General features: G+C 76.7%; 12 protein-coding genes. 10 read left to right on the forward strand and 2 right to left on the reverse strand.

Annotated elements, in window-relative coordinates; translation table 11 throughout:
• Nucleotides 1-4: 4 nt before the first annotated feature.
• The gene (locus Q1A09_RS11745) at nucleotides 5-2,785 is read left to right on the forward strand and encodes a penicillin-binding protein (RefSeq protein WP_299955043.1); all 2,781 of its coding nucleotides are present in this window, start codon (nucleotides 5-7) and stop codon (nucleotides 2,783-2,785) included.
• A gap of 293 nt (nucleotides 2,786-3,078) precedes the next feature.
• Here Q1A09_RS11745 and Q1A09_RS11750 read toward each other — a convergent pair whose 3' ends face one another.
• On the reverse strand, nucleotides 3,079-3,990 hold the full coding sequence (locus Q1A09_RS11750; protein WP_299955046.1) for a universal stress protein: 912 nt from the start codon (nucleotides 3,988-3,990) through the stop codon (nucleotides 3,079-3,081).
• Between the two features lie 138 nt (nucleotides 3,991-4,128).
• Entirely contained in the window at nucleotides 4,129-5,415 is a 1,287-nt protein-coding gene (locus tag Q1A09_RS11755; RefSeq protein WP_299955050.1) for an alpha-hydroxy-acid oxidizing protein, read from the reverse strand.
• A 68-nt stretch (nucleotides 5,416-5,483) separates the two neighbouring features.
• Here Q1A09_RS11755 and Q1A09_RS11760 point away from each other — a divergent pair, with 68 nt between their 5' ends.
• From Q1A09_RS11760 to rfaE2, 9 genes are all read left to right on the forward strand, one after another.
• Entirely contained in the window at nucleotides 5,484-6,761 is a 1,278-nt protein-coding gene (locus tag Q1A09_RS11760) for an Nramp family divalent metal transporter (protein WP_299955053.1), read from the forward strand.
• A gap of 154 nt (nucleotides 6,762-6,915) precedes the next feature.
• Complete coding sequence (locus tag Q1A09_RS11765; RefSeq protein WP_299955056.1) at nucleotides 6,916-7,962, forward strand: hypothetical protein; 1,047 nt, start codon at nucleotides 6,916-6,918, stop codon at nucleotides 7,960-7,962.
• Between the two features lie 63 nt (nucleotides 7,963-8,025).
• Entirely contained in the window at nucleotides 8,026-8,541 is a 516-nt protein-coding gene (locus Q1A09_RS11770; protein WP_299955061.1) for a MarR family winged helix-turn-helix transcriptional regulator, read from the forward strand.
• Between the two features lie 131 nt (nucleotides 8,542-8,672).
• Entirely contained in the window at nucleotides 8,673-10,172 is a 1,500-nt protein-coding gene (locus Q1A09_RS11775; protein ID WP_299955063.1) for an HAD-IIIA family hydrolase, read from the forward strand.
• On the forward strand, nucleotides 10,169-11,215 hold the full coding sequence (locus Q1A09_RS11780) for a glycosyltransferase family 9 protein (protein WP_299955066.1): 1,047 nt from the start codon (nucleotides 10,169-10,171) through the stop codon (nucleotides 11,213-11,215). Before Q1A09_RS11775 ends, Q1A09_RS11780 begins: the two co-directional genes overlap by 4 nt.
• Nucleotides 11,212-12,195 carry a glycosyltransferase gene (locus tag Q1A09_RS11785; RefSeq protein ID WP_299955069.1) on the forward strand — a complete coding sequence of 328 codons (984 nt, stop codon included), beginning with the start codon at nucleotides 11,212-11,214 and terminating at the stop codon, nucleotides 12,193-12,195. Before Q1A09_RS11780 ends, Q1A09_RS11785 begins: the two co-directional genes overlap by 4 nt.
• Entirely contained in the window at nucleotides 12,192-13,451 is a 1,260-nt protein-coding gene (locus Q1A09_RS11790; RefSeq protein WP_299955072.1) for a glycosyltransferase, read from the forward strand. The genes Q1A09_RS11785 and Q1A09_RS11790 overlap by 4 nt, the downstream gene beginning before the upstream one ends.
• Nucleotides 13,448-14,143: an SIS domain-containing protein gene (locus Q1A09_RS11795; protein ID WP_299955075.1), complete on the forward strand. Its 696-nt coding sequence runs from the start codon at nucleotides 13,448-13,450 to the stop codon at nucleotides 14,141-14,143. The genes Q1A09_RS11790 and Q1A09_RS11795 overlap by 4 nt, the downstream gene beginning before the upstream one ends.
• Complete coding sequence (rfaE2, locus tag Q1A09_RS11800; protein WP_299955078.1) at nucleotides 14,140-15,507, forward strand: D-glycero-beta-D-manno-heptose 1-phosphate adenylyltransferase; 1,368 nt, start codon at nucleotides 14,140-14,142, stop codon at nucleotides 15,505-15,507. The genes Q1A09_RS11795 and rfaE2 overlap by 4 nt, the downstream gene beginning before the upstream one ends.
• Nucleotides 15,508-15,592 lie beyond the last annotated feature (85 nt).

The raw sequence follows: 15,592 nt of genomic DNA on the forward strand, positions 1-15,592 counted from the left end.
CGCGATGAGCGCCCCTGACGAACCGCGCCGGCAGCCCTGGCTGCTGCCCACCGCCGAGCCGGTGCCCGCTCGGCGTCGCCGTCCCGGTGGGGTGGTCGCCCGGCTGACCCTGGCGGTCGTGGTCGCCGGCGCGCTGGTGGCCGGGGTCGCCGCACCGTGGATCGGCGGCGCCGGGGTGGTCGCCGAGCGCGGCGCGGCCCTCGCCCACCCGGTGGAGACCGCCGCCGTGGACACCCGGCTGCCCGGCAACAGCCGGGTGCTGGCCGCCGACGGCTCGCTGATCACCGAGTTCTACCGGCGCAACCGGGAGCCGCTGGCCCCCGACCAGATCGCGCCGGTGATGACCGACGCGCTGATCGCCATCGAGGACGCCCGGTTCCGCGACCACGCCGGCGTCGACTCCCGGGGCCTGCTCCGGGCCCTGGTGCGCAACCTGGCGGCCGGTGAGGTGACCGAGGGCGGGTCGACGATCACCCAGCAGTTGGTCAAGCAGCTGCGGCTGCAGACGGCCGGGAACGCCAGCGGCCGCGAGGCCGCCACCGCCGACACGGTCGGCCGCAAGCTCCGCGAGGCGCAGATCGCCCTGGCCGTCGAGGAGCAGTACAGCAAGGACGAGATCCTCACCCGCTACCTCAACACCGTCTACTTCGGGAACGGCGCCTACGGGGTCTCGGCCGCTGCCCGCCGCTACTTCGGCACCACCGCCGACCAGCTCACCGCGGCCCAGGCCGCGGTGCTCGCCGGCGTCGTCCGCAGCCCCGCGTACTACGACCCGGTCACCGAGCCCGAGCACGCCCTCGCCCGCCGGGACCTGGTGCTCACCCGGATGGCCGAGGTGGGGCTGCTCGACCCGGCCGCCGCCGAGGCCGCCCGCGCCGAGCCCCTGGGCGTCGTCGACGGCGGCAGCCCGCCGAACGGGTGCACCGAGGCCACCATGGGCGGCTTCTTCTGCGGGCACCTGCTGCAGGTGCTGGCCGAGCAGTACGGCCTCACCCGGGAGGAGCTGCAGGACGGCGGGCTGACCGTGCAGACCACCCTCGACCCGGCCGTGCAGCGGGCCGGGGACGCCGCCGTCGTGCAGACCCTCGCCCTGGACGACCCCCGGGCCGCCGTCTACGTCAACGTGCAGCCGGGCACCGGTCGGGTGCTCGCCATGTCGGTGAACCGGACCTACGGCCTGAGCGAGACCGATCCGGCCCAGACCACCGTCGACCTCCCCGCGGTGGCCGGCCAGGGCGCCGGCTCGACCTACAAGGTCTTCACCGCGGCCGCCGCGCTGGAGCGGGGCTTCGGGCTGGACCTGGAGCTGCGCACCTCCGACCCCTACGTCTCGACCGTGTACCGCGACGGCGACGGCCCCTACGACGTGCAGAACGCCGGCCGGTACCCCCGCCGGCTGGACATGGAGGAGGCGCTCTACCGCTCCTCCAACACCTACTTCCTGGCGCTGGAGGACGCACTGGGCAGCGTCGAGGGCCCGGTGCGCATCGCCCAGCGGATGGGCCTGACCAGCCTGGACCCCGTCGCCGACCAGGTGGTCGCGGAGAACCGGGGGTCGTTCACCTTCGGGGCCGAGGCGACCAGCCCGCTCGCGCTGGCCAACGCCTACGCGACGCTGGCGGCGCAGGGCACGCACTGTGAGCCGCGGCTGGTCGAGGCCGTGCTGGACCGGTCCGGGCAGCCGCTGGCCGGCCCCGACGGGCAGCCGCTCGTCGGCGGGCCGCAGTGCACCCCGGAGGTGATCGCCCCGGGCATCGCCACGACGCTGACCCAGGCCCTGCGCAAGGACGTCGAGCCCGGCAACCCCGGCCGGACCGGCCGCCGCGCGTACGTGCCCGGCCACCAGATCGCCGGCAAGACCGGCACCACGCAGGACAACTACTCGGTCACCTTCGTCGGCTACACGCCGGAGTTCGCGGCGAGCGTGATGGTCTACAACCCGGTGCGCAACCAGGACGTCGGCGGGTTCGGCGGCGGCAAGGCCGCCACCGTCTGGCACGACGCGATGGCGCCGGTGCTCGACGGCCGGCCCACGGCGGCCTTCCCGCCGGCCGACGCCCGCTACCTGGACGGCACCGGCAGCACCGTGCCCCGCGGCTGCGTCGGTGCCCGGCTGGACCGCTGCCGGACCCTGCTGGCCGACGCCGGCCTGCAGGTCGAGCGGACGACGGTGGACGGCGACCTGCCGGCCGGCCGGGTCATCGGCCTGTCCCCGTCGAGCGGGACGACGGTCCCCGAGGGGCACGCCGTGCGGGTCCTGGTCAGCAACGGGTCGGACTGGACCCCGCCTCCGCCGCCGCCGCCCCGCACCCCGGAGCCGACCCCCGAGCCGTCGCCGGAACCGAGCCCGGAGCCGCAGCCGTCGCCGACCCCGGAACCGAGCCCGGAGCCCACCCCGGCCCCGGAGCCCACGCCGACTCCCCAGCCGTCACCGACTCCCGAGCCCTCGCCGGAGCCCGAGCCGACCCCGGAGCCCGAGCCGACCCCGGAGCCCGAGCCGACCCCGGAGCCCCAGCCGACGCCGGAACCTCAGCCGGAGCCGTCGCCCGATCCGATCCCGGAGCCCAGCCCGGAGCCGCCCCCCGCGCCCGAGCCGACCCCCGAGCCCTCGCCGGAGCCGCAGCCCGAGCCGGCTCCCGTGCCCGTGCCCAGCCCGGATCCGGAGCCCATCCCCGCGCCGGAGCCGGCTCCCGAGCCGTCGCCGGAGCCCAGCCCGGAGCCGGCCCCTGAGCCCGCGCCGCAGCCGACCCCCGATCCGGCCCCCGCGCCGACCCCGGAGCCGTAGTCCCGGACGAGGACCGAGCCGAGGACCCGCGGCCGGGCCGAGCAGAGAGCCCGGCACGGAGCCGAGGGAGAGGTCCGGTCCGGGGCCGGGGCGGGCGCCCGGGACGGAGCGTCACCCGAGTCGCGGCCGGCCCCGCCTCGACCAGCCGAGCGGAGGCGTGCCGGGGGAGTGTGGCGGGCGGGGGGCCGGTCCTGACGGTCTGGCCGCGTTGGTCGGTCTCTCCAGCGGTGGAGAGCCACTCGTACCGGCTTCCCCCGCCCGGCCTTCACTGTGACCCAGGCCACAGCATGCCGTCAAGGGGACGTCGGCGAGCCCCCGGCGCCACGCGGGACGACCAGCACCGGCACGGTCGTCGCGCGCAGGATCTTCGTCGCGGTCGACCCGACGAACACCCGGGTCAGCGGCCCGATCCGGGAGGAGCCGACCACCAGCACGTCGCCCGGCTCCCAGGGGACGGCGGCGATCGCCCCCGCCCAGCCGGCGCCGCGGGCCAGCAGCGTCTCCGGTGCCGCACCCGGACCGGGCCAGCCGGCCACCACCTCGTCCAGCGAGCCCTGCACCTGCGCGGCCCACTCCTCGCTGACCACCTGCTCCATCCGGAGGCCGGTCTCCGAGGGCAGCATCGCCGCCCGCTCCGGCACGAAGGTGACCAGCCGGATCGGCACCCCCCATCGGTCGGCGAAGCCGCGGGCCGCGGCCAGCGCCTCCCGGGAGCGCGCGGTGCCCGCCCAGGCGCAGGTCAGCCGCCGGGGAGCCGCCGGCGCCGCCCACTCGCGGGGCGCCAGGGCCAGCGGCACCGGCGAGCTGTGCAGCAGTCGCTCGGCGACCGAACCGGCGGCGAACCGGCCGGCCGGGGCCTCGGCGGCGGCACCGAGCACCAGCAGTCGGGCGCGGTACCGGCCGGCGGCCTCCACCAGCCCGGAGGGCACCGAGGACGCCGGGACCACAGCGGCGCGGACGTCGTCGACCCCGGCCGCGCGCAGCCCGGTGAGCGCCTCGGCCTGGCGGGTGGCGGTCAGCGCGGCCCGCCACTGCCGGTACTCCCGGTCGACCCGGGAGGCGATCGAGCCCCCGTCGTCCGGGGGCACCACGGTGGCGACCACCACCGGCGACCGCTCGGCGCCGGCCAGCCCCGCCGCCAGCCGGAGGGCGGCGTCGTCCCCGCCGCCGTGCTCGGCGGCCTCCCAGCCCAGCAGGACGGTCATCGGCCCCTCGTCGGCAGCGTGGCCGGCTCGCGCCGGAACAGCTGTTGTCGCGCGGACGGGGCGCTCACTCCGATGACCTCCTCGGCGGCTGGGTCCGCACAGCCTCCCGCCGCGCCACCGAGATGGCCATTCTGGGGGTCAGGGACGGCGGCGCAGGACCTCGCGGGTGAGCTGGTCGACCGCGGTGTGCCCGGTGAGGCCGAGGGTGAGGTCGAACTCGCCGAGCACGTCCTCGACCACCTGCCGGACGCCGTCCTCGCCGGCTACGCCCAGCCCCCAGGCGTACGGCCGGCCCAGCAGGACGGCGCGGGCGCCCAGGGCCACCGCGACCAGCACGTCGGCGCCGCTGCGCACCCCGCTGTCGAACAGCACCGGCACCCGGTCGGCGACGGCGTCCACCACGTCGGGCAGCGCGTCCAGGGCGGCGATCGAGCGGTCGACCTGCCGCCCGCCGTGGGTGCTGACCACCAGCCCGTCGACGCCCTCGTCGACCGCGCGCCGGGCGTCGTCGGGGTGCAGCACGCCCTTGAGCACGATCGGCAGCCGGGTGCGCTCGCGCAGCCAGGCCAGGTCGGCCCAGGTGATCGAGGGCCGGGAGTAGATGGACAGGAAGGTCTCGACGGCGGCGCGGGGGAGCGGTGAGCGCAGGTTCTCCACCAGCGGGCCGGGCCAGGCGCGGGCCATCCCCACCAGCGCCCGGACGGCGGCGAGGTTCGGCCGCGGCTGGGGGTCGCGGGGTGCCCCGGTCGTCGCCGCCCGCTCCTCGACCAGCCGGCGGAACACCGGGTCGGAGGTGTACTGCGCGATGCCCTTGCCCAGCGCGAACGGCAGGTGGCCCAGGTCCAGGTCGCGGGGGCGCCAGCCGAGCATCGTGGTGTCCAGCGTGACGACGACGGCGTCGCAGCCGCTGGCCTCGGCCCGGCCCAGCAGGCTCTCCAGCAGCTCGTCGGAGGTCGACCAGTACAGCTGCATCCACCGCGGGGCGTCGCCCATCGCGGCGGCGGTGGTCTCCATCGGCACCGACGCCTGGTTGGAGAAGACCATCGGCACCCCGACCGCCGCGGCCGCGCGCGCGACGGCGAGGTCGGCCTCGGGGTGCACCAGCTCGAGTGCGCCCACCGGCCCGAGCAGCACCGGGGCGGGCAGTCGCCGTCCGAACAGCTCGACCGAGGTGTCCCGGGCACTCACGTCCCGCAGCACCCGGGGCACCACCGACCAGTGGTCGAACGCCGTCCGGTCGGCCCGCTGGGTGGCCTCGTCGCCGGCACCGCCGGCGACGTAGCCGTAGGCGCGCGCGTCCAGCCGGCGCCTCGCCTCGCGAGCCAGTGCGCGGTAGACGGTGGGCACCCGCGGGTGCCTGCCGTAGACGCCCGCGCGGTAGACCGCGTCCTGCCGTCGCCGCCCGGTCCCTGCCGCTGAGCTCATCGGGCCACCGTAGTGACCTGGCTCTCCCCGTACGCTCCCTGGACCGCCGAGCAAGGGGAGCAGTCACCGTGGACGACCCGCAGACCCAGCACGTCGACCCGGCGCCGGACGCCGGACCGCAGCCCACCCGGAAGTGGCGGCTGGTCGGCCCGGGCATCGTGGTGGCCGCGACCGGCGTGGGCGCCGGTGACCTGGTGGCGACCCTGATCGCCGGGTCCGAGTACGGCTACGCGCTGATGTGGGCCGTCGTCCTCGGCGTGGTCGTCAAGATCGCACTGGCCGAGGCGGTCGGCCGCTGGCACCTGGCCACCGGCTCGACGATCTTCGCCGGCTGGCGCTCCCTGGGGGTGTGGACGTCGGTCTACTTCGCCGTCTACGTCGCCATCTGGGGCTTCGTCTACGGCGCCACGGCCATGACGTCGGCCGCCCTGCCGCTGGCCGCGCTGTTCCCGGCGCTGCCCATCTGGGCCTGGGGCATCCTCTGCGGCCTGGCCGGGCTGACCTTCGTCTGGTTCGGCAACTACGCGGTGTTCGAGAAGGCGATGACGGCGCTGATCGGCGTCATGTTCGTCATCGTCGTGGGCCTGGCCGTGCTGGTCACGCCTGACCTGGGCGAGGTGGTCAGCGGGCTGGTGCCGCGGCTGCCCGAGGGGTCGGCGGTCTACACCCTCGGCCTGGTCGGCGGGGTCGGCGGCACGATCACCATGGCCGCCTACGGCTACTGGGTGAACGCCAAGGGCTGGCGGGACGCCTCCTGGATGCGGGTCATGCGGCTGGACAACCGGGTCGCCTACCTCACCACCGGGGTCTTCGTCGTCGCCATGCTGATCGTCGGCGCCGAGCTGCTCTACGCCAGCAGCATCGCGCTGGAGAGCGGCGACCGCGGGCTGCTCGACCTGGACGAGGTGCTCCGCGACCGGTTCGGCCCGGTCGTCGCCACGCTCTTCCTGGTCGGCTTCTTCGCCACCTCCTTCTCCTCGCTGCTCGGCGTCTGGCAGGGGGTGAGCCTGCTGTTCGCCGACTTCGTCCGGAACCGCCGGAAGGCCGAGGGGCAGCTCACCGGCGCGGTCGAGCGCAGCTGGCCCTACCGCGGCTACCTGCTGTGGCTCACCTTCCCGCCGATGGCGCTGCTGTTCCTCGGCCGGCCGTTCGCGCTGGTCGTCGCCTACGGCGCCTTCGGCGCGTTCTTCATGCCGTTCCTGGCCGGCACGCTGCTCTACCTGCTCAACGGACGGCGCACGCCGCGGGAGTGGCGCAGCGGCTGGCTGTCGAACACCCTGCTGGCCGGCGCGGCCGCCCTCTTCGTCGTGCTCTGCGTCAACGAGCTGGCCGGGCTGATCGGCTGACCTGGGCGACGCGCCCATTGCGACACGCCAGCGACACGGAAGTGACGGGTGTGACGGAGCAGCAAGTCCCCGGCCGGGGCGGGCATGGTGGGTGCAGATCCTGGGCAGGGACGTCCGGACGCCGTCCACCGGGTGGACGAGAACGGGGGAACGCGTGCTGCCGACGTCATCGTCCGCCCGCACCGGGCTGCCCGCTGCCCTCGTCGTGGCTCTGGCCGCCGGTGGGCTGCTGGCGGCCGGGATCGTCCTGGCCGCTCCGGCCGCCGCGATCGAGGACCCCCGCCGGCCCACCGCGACGGTGACGCACGGACCCAGCTGCGGCCCCGGCGTCGTCCGCACGCTGGTCACCAACGGCAGCGAGCCGCACCGCGTCGCGCTGGTGTTCGACGGTGTCACCGAGCAGGACGCCGCCCTGGTCGGCCCCGGTGAGCAGGTGGAGCTGGTCAGCACCGACGTCGAGTGGGGCGTGACCGTCGACGTCTCGGTCGCGGTCACCGACGAGGACGGGGCGCCCGAGCAGCCCCTGGAGCTGAGCACCTACACCCGGCCCAGCGCCGAGGACTGCGCCGCGGTCACCGCCGCCCCGACGCCGTCCCCGACCGCGCCGGCGCCGAGCGGCACCACCGAGCCCTCGACGAGCCCGCCGTCCACCGCACCGGCGCCGGTCGGTGAGCCGACGTCGACCCCCGGCCCGGCCGCCAGCTCGCCGCCGCGCAGCGCCCCGCCCTCACCGTCGCCGAGCGTCCCGTCGACCGCCGCCGCCGAGGGCGGTGTTCCGGACCGCGATCAGCCCAGCGGGACGGCCGGCAGCGCCTCCGCGGCGTCGGTCTCCCCGGGTGGCGTGGTCACCGTGCGGGCCACCGGCTTCGTGCCCGGCGAACTGGTCGCGGTGGGCATCGCCGGGCTGGCCGAGCCGCTGACCACGGTGGCCGCGGCCGCCGACGGCAGCGTGCAGGCGGTCGTGCAGATCCCGCGCAGCGCCGCCCTGGGCACGGCGACGGTGCAGTTCGTCGGCGGTGAGTCCGCCGCCACCGCCGGTCTGGACCTGCAGGTCGCCGCCCGGTCCCGGCCGGTGACCGGGCCGACCGGCTCACCGGCGGCGGTCGCCGCCGGCCTGGCCCTGGTCGGCGCGGCCGGCACGCTCGGACTGGTCGGGGCGCGGCGCACCCGCGGCCGGCACGGCACCACGGGCCCCCGCTGACCGGCCGCCCGCCCCACCGCACCAGCGACGAGGACTGACGAGATCGGCGACGAGGAACCGCACATGGACCAGCACGCGGACCGACTGCACGACGCCGCACCCCCGCGCGGGGTGCCCCGGGACGTGCGCGGGCTGGCCGCCGCCGGTCCCAGCGCGCCGGAGACCTGGCTGCGGATCGTGCAGGTGCACGATCGGATCACCCGCCGCGTCGACTCCGCCCTGCACCGCCAGCACGGCCTCTCGCTCACCGGCTTCGAGGTGCTGCGCCGGGTCGCGGAGTCACCGGGGGAGCGGGCGTCGATGGGCGACCTCGCCGAGGCCGTCGGCCTGTCCCGGCCCGGGATCACCAGCACCGTCAACCGGCTGGTGGACGACGAGCTGGTCACCCGCGAGCGGCTGGACGGCGACCGGCGGCTGCTGCACGCCAAGCTCACCGACGTCGGCCGGGAGCGGGTGCGGGCGGCCACGGTCACCCACGACGACCTGGTCGCCCACCTGCTGACCCTGCTCGGGGACGACGCCTCGGTGGTCACCGACGCGCTGGCCCGGGTCTCCGCCGCCGCCCGCCGTCCGCACTGACGGAGAGAGGAGCCCAGCGACACGACTTCCCGGCGTGCGCGCGTCACCCGACCGGGTACGTCACCGTCCGGTCGCCGAAAACTTCAAGCCCGTAGTGTTTCGTCGGCGATCTTGGGGGCACGGAGCCGGGCATGACGGGTGCGCTGGCCAACTGCACGGTGGTCGTGCCGACCATCGGTCGGCCGTCCCTGGACGTCCTGCTCGACGCGCTGGCCGGCGCGACCGGGCCGCGTCCGGCGGAGATCGTGCTGGTCGACGACCGGCCCACCGGTGAGCCGCTGCGGCCCGAGCGCCCGGGGCTCCCGCCGGTCCGGGTGGTGCGCACCGGCGGCGGCGGCCCGGCGGTGGCCCGCAACCTCGGCTGGCGGACCGCGCGCACCGAGTGGATCGCCTTCCTCGACGACGACGTCGTCCCCGACGCCGACTGGTACGAGGCGCTGGCCGCCGACCTGGTCGCGCTGCCCGCCGATGCCGCCGGCACCCAGGGCCGGGTCCGGGTGCCGCTGCCTCCCGACCGTCGCCCCACCGACTGGGAGCGCGGCACCGCGGGCCTGGCGACCAGCAGCTGGATCACCGCCGACCTCGCCTACCGCCGCGCCGCGCTCGCTGCCGTCGGCGGGTTCGACGAGCGATTCCCCCGGGCCTTCCGGGAGGACTCCGACCTCGCGCTCCGGGTCATGGACACCGGCTCGAGGCTGACCCGCGGGCAGCGGTGGATCACCCACCCCGTCCGGCCGACCGACCGCTGGGTGTCCGCCCGGGTGCAGGCCGGCAACGCCGACGACGTGCTGATGCGCCGGCTGCACGGCCCGACCTGGCGAGAGCGTGCCGACGCCGCCGTCGGCCGCCGTCCCCGGCACCTCGCCGTCACCGCCGCCGCGCTCGGCGCGGTCGGGCTGCTGGTCGCCGGCAAGCCGAGGGCAGCCGCGCTGGCCGCGCTCGGCTGGGTCGCCGGCACCGCGGAGTTCGCCCGGGCCCGGATCGCACCCGGCCCGCGCACCCGCGACGAGGTCACCACCATGGCGCTGACCAGCGCGGTCATCCCGCCGCTGGCCACCTGGCACTTCCTCCGCGGTGCGGTGCAGCACCGCACGGTCACCCGCTGGCGTGGGCTGCCCGACCTGGTGCTCTTCGACCGGGACGGCACGCTCGTCCACGACGTCCCCTACAACGGCGACCCGGCGCTGGTCCGCCCGGTCGACGGCGCCCGGGAGGCGCTGGACGCGCTGCGCGCCCGCGGTGTGCGGATCGGGCTGGTCACCAACCAGTCCGGGGTCGGTCGCGGGCTGATCACCCGGGCGCAGGCCGACGCGGTCAACGCCCGGGTCGCCGAGCTGCTCGGCCCCTTCGACACCGTGCAGGTCTGCCCGCACGCGCCCGAGGACGGCTGCGACTGCCGCAAGCCCGCACCCGGGATGGTCAAGGCCGCCTGCGCCGAACTCGACGTCGACCCGGCCCGCTGCGTGCTGATCGGCGACATCTCCGCCGACGTGCTGGCCGCCGAGGCCGCCGGCGCGGTCGGCATCCTGGTGCCGACCCCGGTCACCCGCCCCGAGGAGGTCACCGCCGCCACGCACCGCGCGCCGACGCTCACCGAGGCGGTCGACGACGTCCTGGCAGGCGCCTGGTGACCCCCTCCTCCAGCGCTCCCGCGCGCGAGATCGCAGGGGAGCGTGCGGGGACGGTGCTGGTCGCCCGGCTGGACAACGCCGGGGACGTCCTGCTCCAGGGGCCGCTCGTGCGCGCGGTCGCGGCCGGCGCCGACCGGGTGGTGTTCCTGGCCAGCCCGCAGGGCACCGCCGCCGCCGAGCTGCTGCCCGGCGTCGACGAGGTGCTGACCTGGCACTGCCCGTGGATCGACGGCTCCCCGCAGCCGGTCGACGCCGCCGACATCGCCGCGCTCGCCGACCGGGTGCGCGCCCTCGGCGTCGACGAGGCGGTCGTCTCGACGTCCTTCCACCAGTCGCCGCTGCCGCTGGCCCTGGTGCTGCGCACCGCCGGGGTGGGGCGGGTCAGCGCGATCAGCGTCGACTACCCCGGCTCGCTGCTCGACGTCCGGCACCGGGTGGACGACGACCTGCCCGAGCCCGAGCGTGCCCTGTCCCTGGCGCGCGCCGCCGGGTTCGAGCTGCCCGAGGGCGACGACGGGCGGCTCGCCGTCCGCCGCCCGCTTCCTGCGGTGGAGCACCGGCCCGGCTACGTGGTGCTGCACCCCGGCGCCTCCGTGCCCGCCCGGGCCTGGCCCGCGGAGCACTCCGCCGCGGCGGTCGAGGCGCTGGCCGACGCCGGCCACCGGGTGCTGGTCACCGGGGGACCGGGGGAGCGGGCGCTCACCGCCGCCGTCGCCGGCACCCGCGGCACCGACCTCGGCGGCGCCACCACGCTGGCCGAGATGGCCGCGCTGCTGGACGGTGCCGCCGCGGTCGTCGTCGGCAACACCGGCCCGGCGCACCTGGCCGCCGCCGTCGGCACGCCGGTCGTGTCGTTGTTCTCCCCGGTCGTGCCGGCCGTGCGGTGGGCGCCCTACGGCGTGCCCACCGTGCTGCTCGGCGACCAGTCCGCCCCCTGCCGCGACACCCGGGCGCGCGAGTGCCCGGTGGCCGGCCACCCCTGTCTTTCGTCGGTGAGCCCAGCCGACGTCGTCGCCGCTGTCGAGGAGCTGGTGAGCGCATGAAGGTCCTGCTCTGGCACGTGCACGGCTCCTGGACGACGGCGTTCGTCCAGGGCGGGCACGACTACCTGCTGCCCGTCGTCCCGGACCGGGGCCCCGACGGTCTCGGCCGGGCCCGCACCTGGGACTGGCCGTCGTCGGCCCGCGAGGTGACCCCCGACCAGCTCCGCGAGGAGCAGCCCGACGTCGTCGTGCTGCAGCGGGAGCGCGACCTCGAGCTGGTCCGCGAGTGGCTGGGCCGCGAGCCCGGCCGCGACCTGCCCGCGGTCTTCCTGGAGCACAATGCTCCCGGAAGTGCAGGCCCCCAAGCCGGCGGGGTGCCGGAAACCCGGCACCCGATGGCCGACCAGGACACGATCCCGATCGCGCACGTCACGTACTTCAACGAGCTGTTCTACGACAACGGCTCGGCGCCGACGACCGTCATCGAGCACGGAATCGTCGACCCCGGCGAGCTGTACACCGGTGAGCTGGCCCGGGCCGGCGTCGTGGTCAACGAACCGGTGCGCCGCGGCCGGTACACCGGCGGTGACCTGCTGCCGCGGTTCGCCGCCGAGGCCCCGCTGGACGTGTTCGGCATGGGGCTGGCCGGGCTGCACGAGCGCTACGGACTGGACCCCGACCGGGTCGCGCTGCACGAGGACCCGCCGCAGGCCGCCATGCACGCCGAGCTGGCCCGCCGCCGGGTGTACGTGCACCCGGTGCGCTGGACATCGCTGGGCCTCTCGCTGCTGGAGGCGATGCACCTGGGCATGCCGGTCGTCGCGCTGGCCACCACCGAGGCGGTCGAGGCGGTGCCGGCCGACGCCGGGGTGATCTCCACCCGCCCGGACCGGCTGGCCGCGGCGCTCCGCGAGTTCGTGCACGACCCCGATCGGGCGCGGCTGGCCGGCAAGGCCGCCCGCGCCGCCGCGCTGGACCGGTACGGCCTCGCGCGCTTCCTCACCGACTGGGACCGGCTGCTCGACGAGGTGACCCGATGACCAGCGACCAGGTGAGCGTCTCCCCGGCGCCGCAGGGCACCTCGACGCTGCGGATCGACCTGGTGAGCGAGCACGCCAGCCCGCTGGCCGCCATCGGCGGCGTCGACGCCGGCGGCCAGAACGTGCACGTCGCCGCGCTCGCCGCGGGTCTGGCCAGCCGTGGGCACCAGGTCACCGTGCACACCCGGCGCGACGACCCCGACCTGCCCGACCGGGTGACCACCGCCGACGGCTACGTCGTCTCCCACGTGACCGCCGGCCCGGCCACCGCGCTGCCCAAGGACGACCTGCTGCAGCACATGGGCACCTTCGCCGACGTGCTGCGCGCCGAGTGGGCCGCCGCGCCCCCCGACGTCGTGCACGCGCACTTCTGGATGAGCGGCCTGGCCTCCGTGCAGGCCGCCGCCGGCCTCGGCGTGCCGGTGCTGCAGACCTTCCACGCCCTCGGCTCGGTCAAGCGACGGCACCAGGGCGACGCCGACACCTCCCCCGAGCAGCGGATCGACCTCGAACGCGGGCTCTGCGCCGACGTCGACCACGTGGTCGCCACCTGCACCGACGAGGTGTTCGAGCTGCGCCGCCTCGGGCTCACCACCGACCGGGTGTCGATCGTGCCGTGCGGCGTCGACACCGCCGTGTTCACCCCGCGCGGCCCGGTGGCCCCGCGCACCGACCGGCACCGGCTGCTGGTGCTCGGCCGGCTGGTCGAGCGCAAGGGCCAGGAGGACGCCGTCCGCGCGCTGACCGCGGTGCCCGACGCCGAGCTCGTCGTCGTCGGCGGGCCGCCCACCGACGAGCTGGATGCCGACCCGGAGGTCTGCCGGCTGCGGGAGATCGCCGACTCCCTGGGGGTGGGCGACCGGCTGGTGTTCACCGGCGCGATCGCCCGCGCCGACGTGCCGTCCTGGATCCGCTCCGCCGACGTCGTCCTGGCCGTGCCCTGGTACGAGCCGTTCGGCATCACCCCGCTGGAGGGCATGGCCTGCGGCCGCCCGGTGGTCGCCACCGCCGTCGGCGGGCTGGTCGACACCGTCGCCGACGGGGTCACCGGCGAGCTCGTGCCGCCCCGTGACCCGGCGGCGCTGGGCGGCGTGCTCGCCGCGCTGCTCGCCGACGAGGACCGCCGGACCGCCTACGGCGCCGCCGGCGTGAAGCGCGCCCGCACCCGCTACCGCTGGTCCCGGGTCGTCGCCGACACCGACGCCGTCTACCGCCAGGTGCTCGCCGCCCGCACCCCCGTGGAGGCAGCCCGATGAACCCGTCCGCCGAGAGGAACGTCATGACCACCGCGCCGTCGTCGGAGCTCGAGGTCGTCTCGCCCGACACCTGCACCCACCTCACCGGGCACGACCACGTCACCTCGCTGACCGTGGCGCTGCGCAGCCTCACCGACCAGGTCGACGTCCTCGACCGCTGGGGCCGGCTGCTGGCCGACGTGCTCACCGGCCCGGCCCGCGGCCGGCTGCTGGCCGCCGGCAACGGCGGCAGCGCCGCCCAGGCCCAGCACCTGACCGCCGAGCTGGTCGGCCGGTACCGCGCGGACCGGCCGCCGTTCTCCGCCATCTGCCTGACCGCGGAGACCTCCTCGCTCACCGCGATCGCCAACGACTACCCGGCCGACGAGCTGTTCGCCCGCCAGGTCGAGGCGCACGGCCGGGACGGCGACGTGCTGGTGCTGCTGTCGACGTCCGGCCGGTCGCCGAACGCCGTCGCCGCCGCCCGCCGGGCCCGCGAGTGCGGGATCACCGTGCTGGCGATGACCGGGCCGGCGCCGAACCCGCTGGCCGCCGTCGCCGACGACGTGGTCAGCATCGACTCGCCGTGGACGGCCACCGTGCAGGAGTGCCACCTGGTCGCGCTGCACCTGCTCTGCGCCGCCTTCGACGCCGCGGTGCTGGCCGAGTCGCCGCGGGTCTCCTCGACCAACCACGTCGAGGTGATCAAGTGATCGTCGTGGTCGGCGACGCGCTGCTGGACGTCGACCTGGTCGGCACCGCCTCCCGGCTCACCCCGGACGCGCCGGTGCCGGTCGTCGAGGACGTCGAGACCCGGGAACGCCCCGGCGGTGCCGCGCTGGCCGCGGTGCTGGCCGCCCAGTCCGGCGCCGACGTCACCCTGGTCGCCCCGCTCGCCGACGACGCGGGCGCGGACCGGTTGCGCGCGCTGCTGGCCGGCCGGGTGCGGCTGATCGAGATCCCGGCGACCAGCGGCACCGCGGTCAAGCAGCGGATCCGGGTCGGGGACCACTCGGTGGCCCGGCTCGACGCCGGCGGCACCACCACCACGTTCGGTCCGCTGCCGGCCGCCGCGGCCGCGGCCATCCGGGACGCCGCCGCGGTGCTGGTCGCCGACTACGGCCGGGGGACGACGTCCGCGCCCGATGTGCGGGCCGCGCTGTCGGCCGCCCGGGGGCCGGTCGTCTGGGACCCGCACCCGCGCGGCGCCGACCCGGTGCCGAACACCCGGCTGGTCACCCCGAACGGCGCCGAGGCCGCCCGGGTGGCCGGGGCCCAGGTGGGGGGCGAGGTGCAGGGCGAAGGGCTGGCCGCCGTCGGTGCCCGCGCCGAGGCGCTGATCCGGCGCTGGGGCGTCGGCGCGGTCGCGGTCACCATCGGTGCCCGCGGCGCGCTGCTCTCCTACGGTGAGGGCGCCCCGATGGTCGTGCCCGCCACCCCGGTGACCGGCGGCGACCCGTGCGGTGCCGGTGACTCCTTCGCCGCCGCGGTGACGGTGGCGCTGGCCGGGGGAGCGGTCACCGGCGAGGCGGTCACCTCCGCCGTCGCCGCCGCCGGGGCCTTCGTCGGCCGGGGCGGGGCCACCGCATGGGATGCCGTCCCGGCCGGTCCCGGCGAGCCCGCCGCACCGGGCGTCGACGCGCTGCTGGACCGGGTGCGCGCGGCCGGCGGCACGGTGGTGGCCACCGGCGGCTGCTTCGACCTGCTGCACGCCGGTCACGTCGCCACGCTGCGCGCCGCCCGGGGGCTGGGGGACTGCCTGGTCGTCTGCATCAACTCCGACGACTCGGTGCGCCGGCTGAAGGGGCCGACCCGCCCGCTGGTCACCGCGACCGACCGGGCCCGGGTGCTGGAGGCGCTGGAGTTCGTGGACGCCGTCGTGGTCTTCGACGAGGACACCCCCAGCGAGGTGCTGCAGCAGGTGCGCCCGGACGTGTGGGCCAAGGGCGGCGACTACGCCGGCGCCGACCTCCCCGAGGCCGCGGTGCTGCAGACCTGGGGCGGGCAGGCCGTCGTCCTGCCCTACCTGGACGGCCACTCGACCACCGCCCTGGTCGAGCGCTCCCGGGTGTGGTGAAGGACCCCACGGCCCCCCACGCTTCGCGAGCTCAGCGCGGGCCCCTGCCGCGGCGCCGGACCTCCGGCCATGTTGGCGAACATGG

Origin of the sequence: uncultured Modestobacter sp. (assembly GCF_947486615.1) — a bacterium.
In the GTDB taxonomy this organism is placed as follows: Bacteria; Actinomycetota; Actinomycetes; order Mycobacteriales; family Geodermatophilaceae; genus Modestobacter.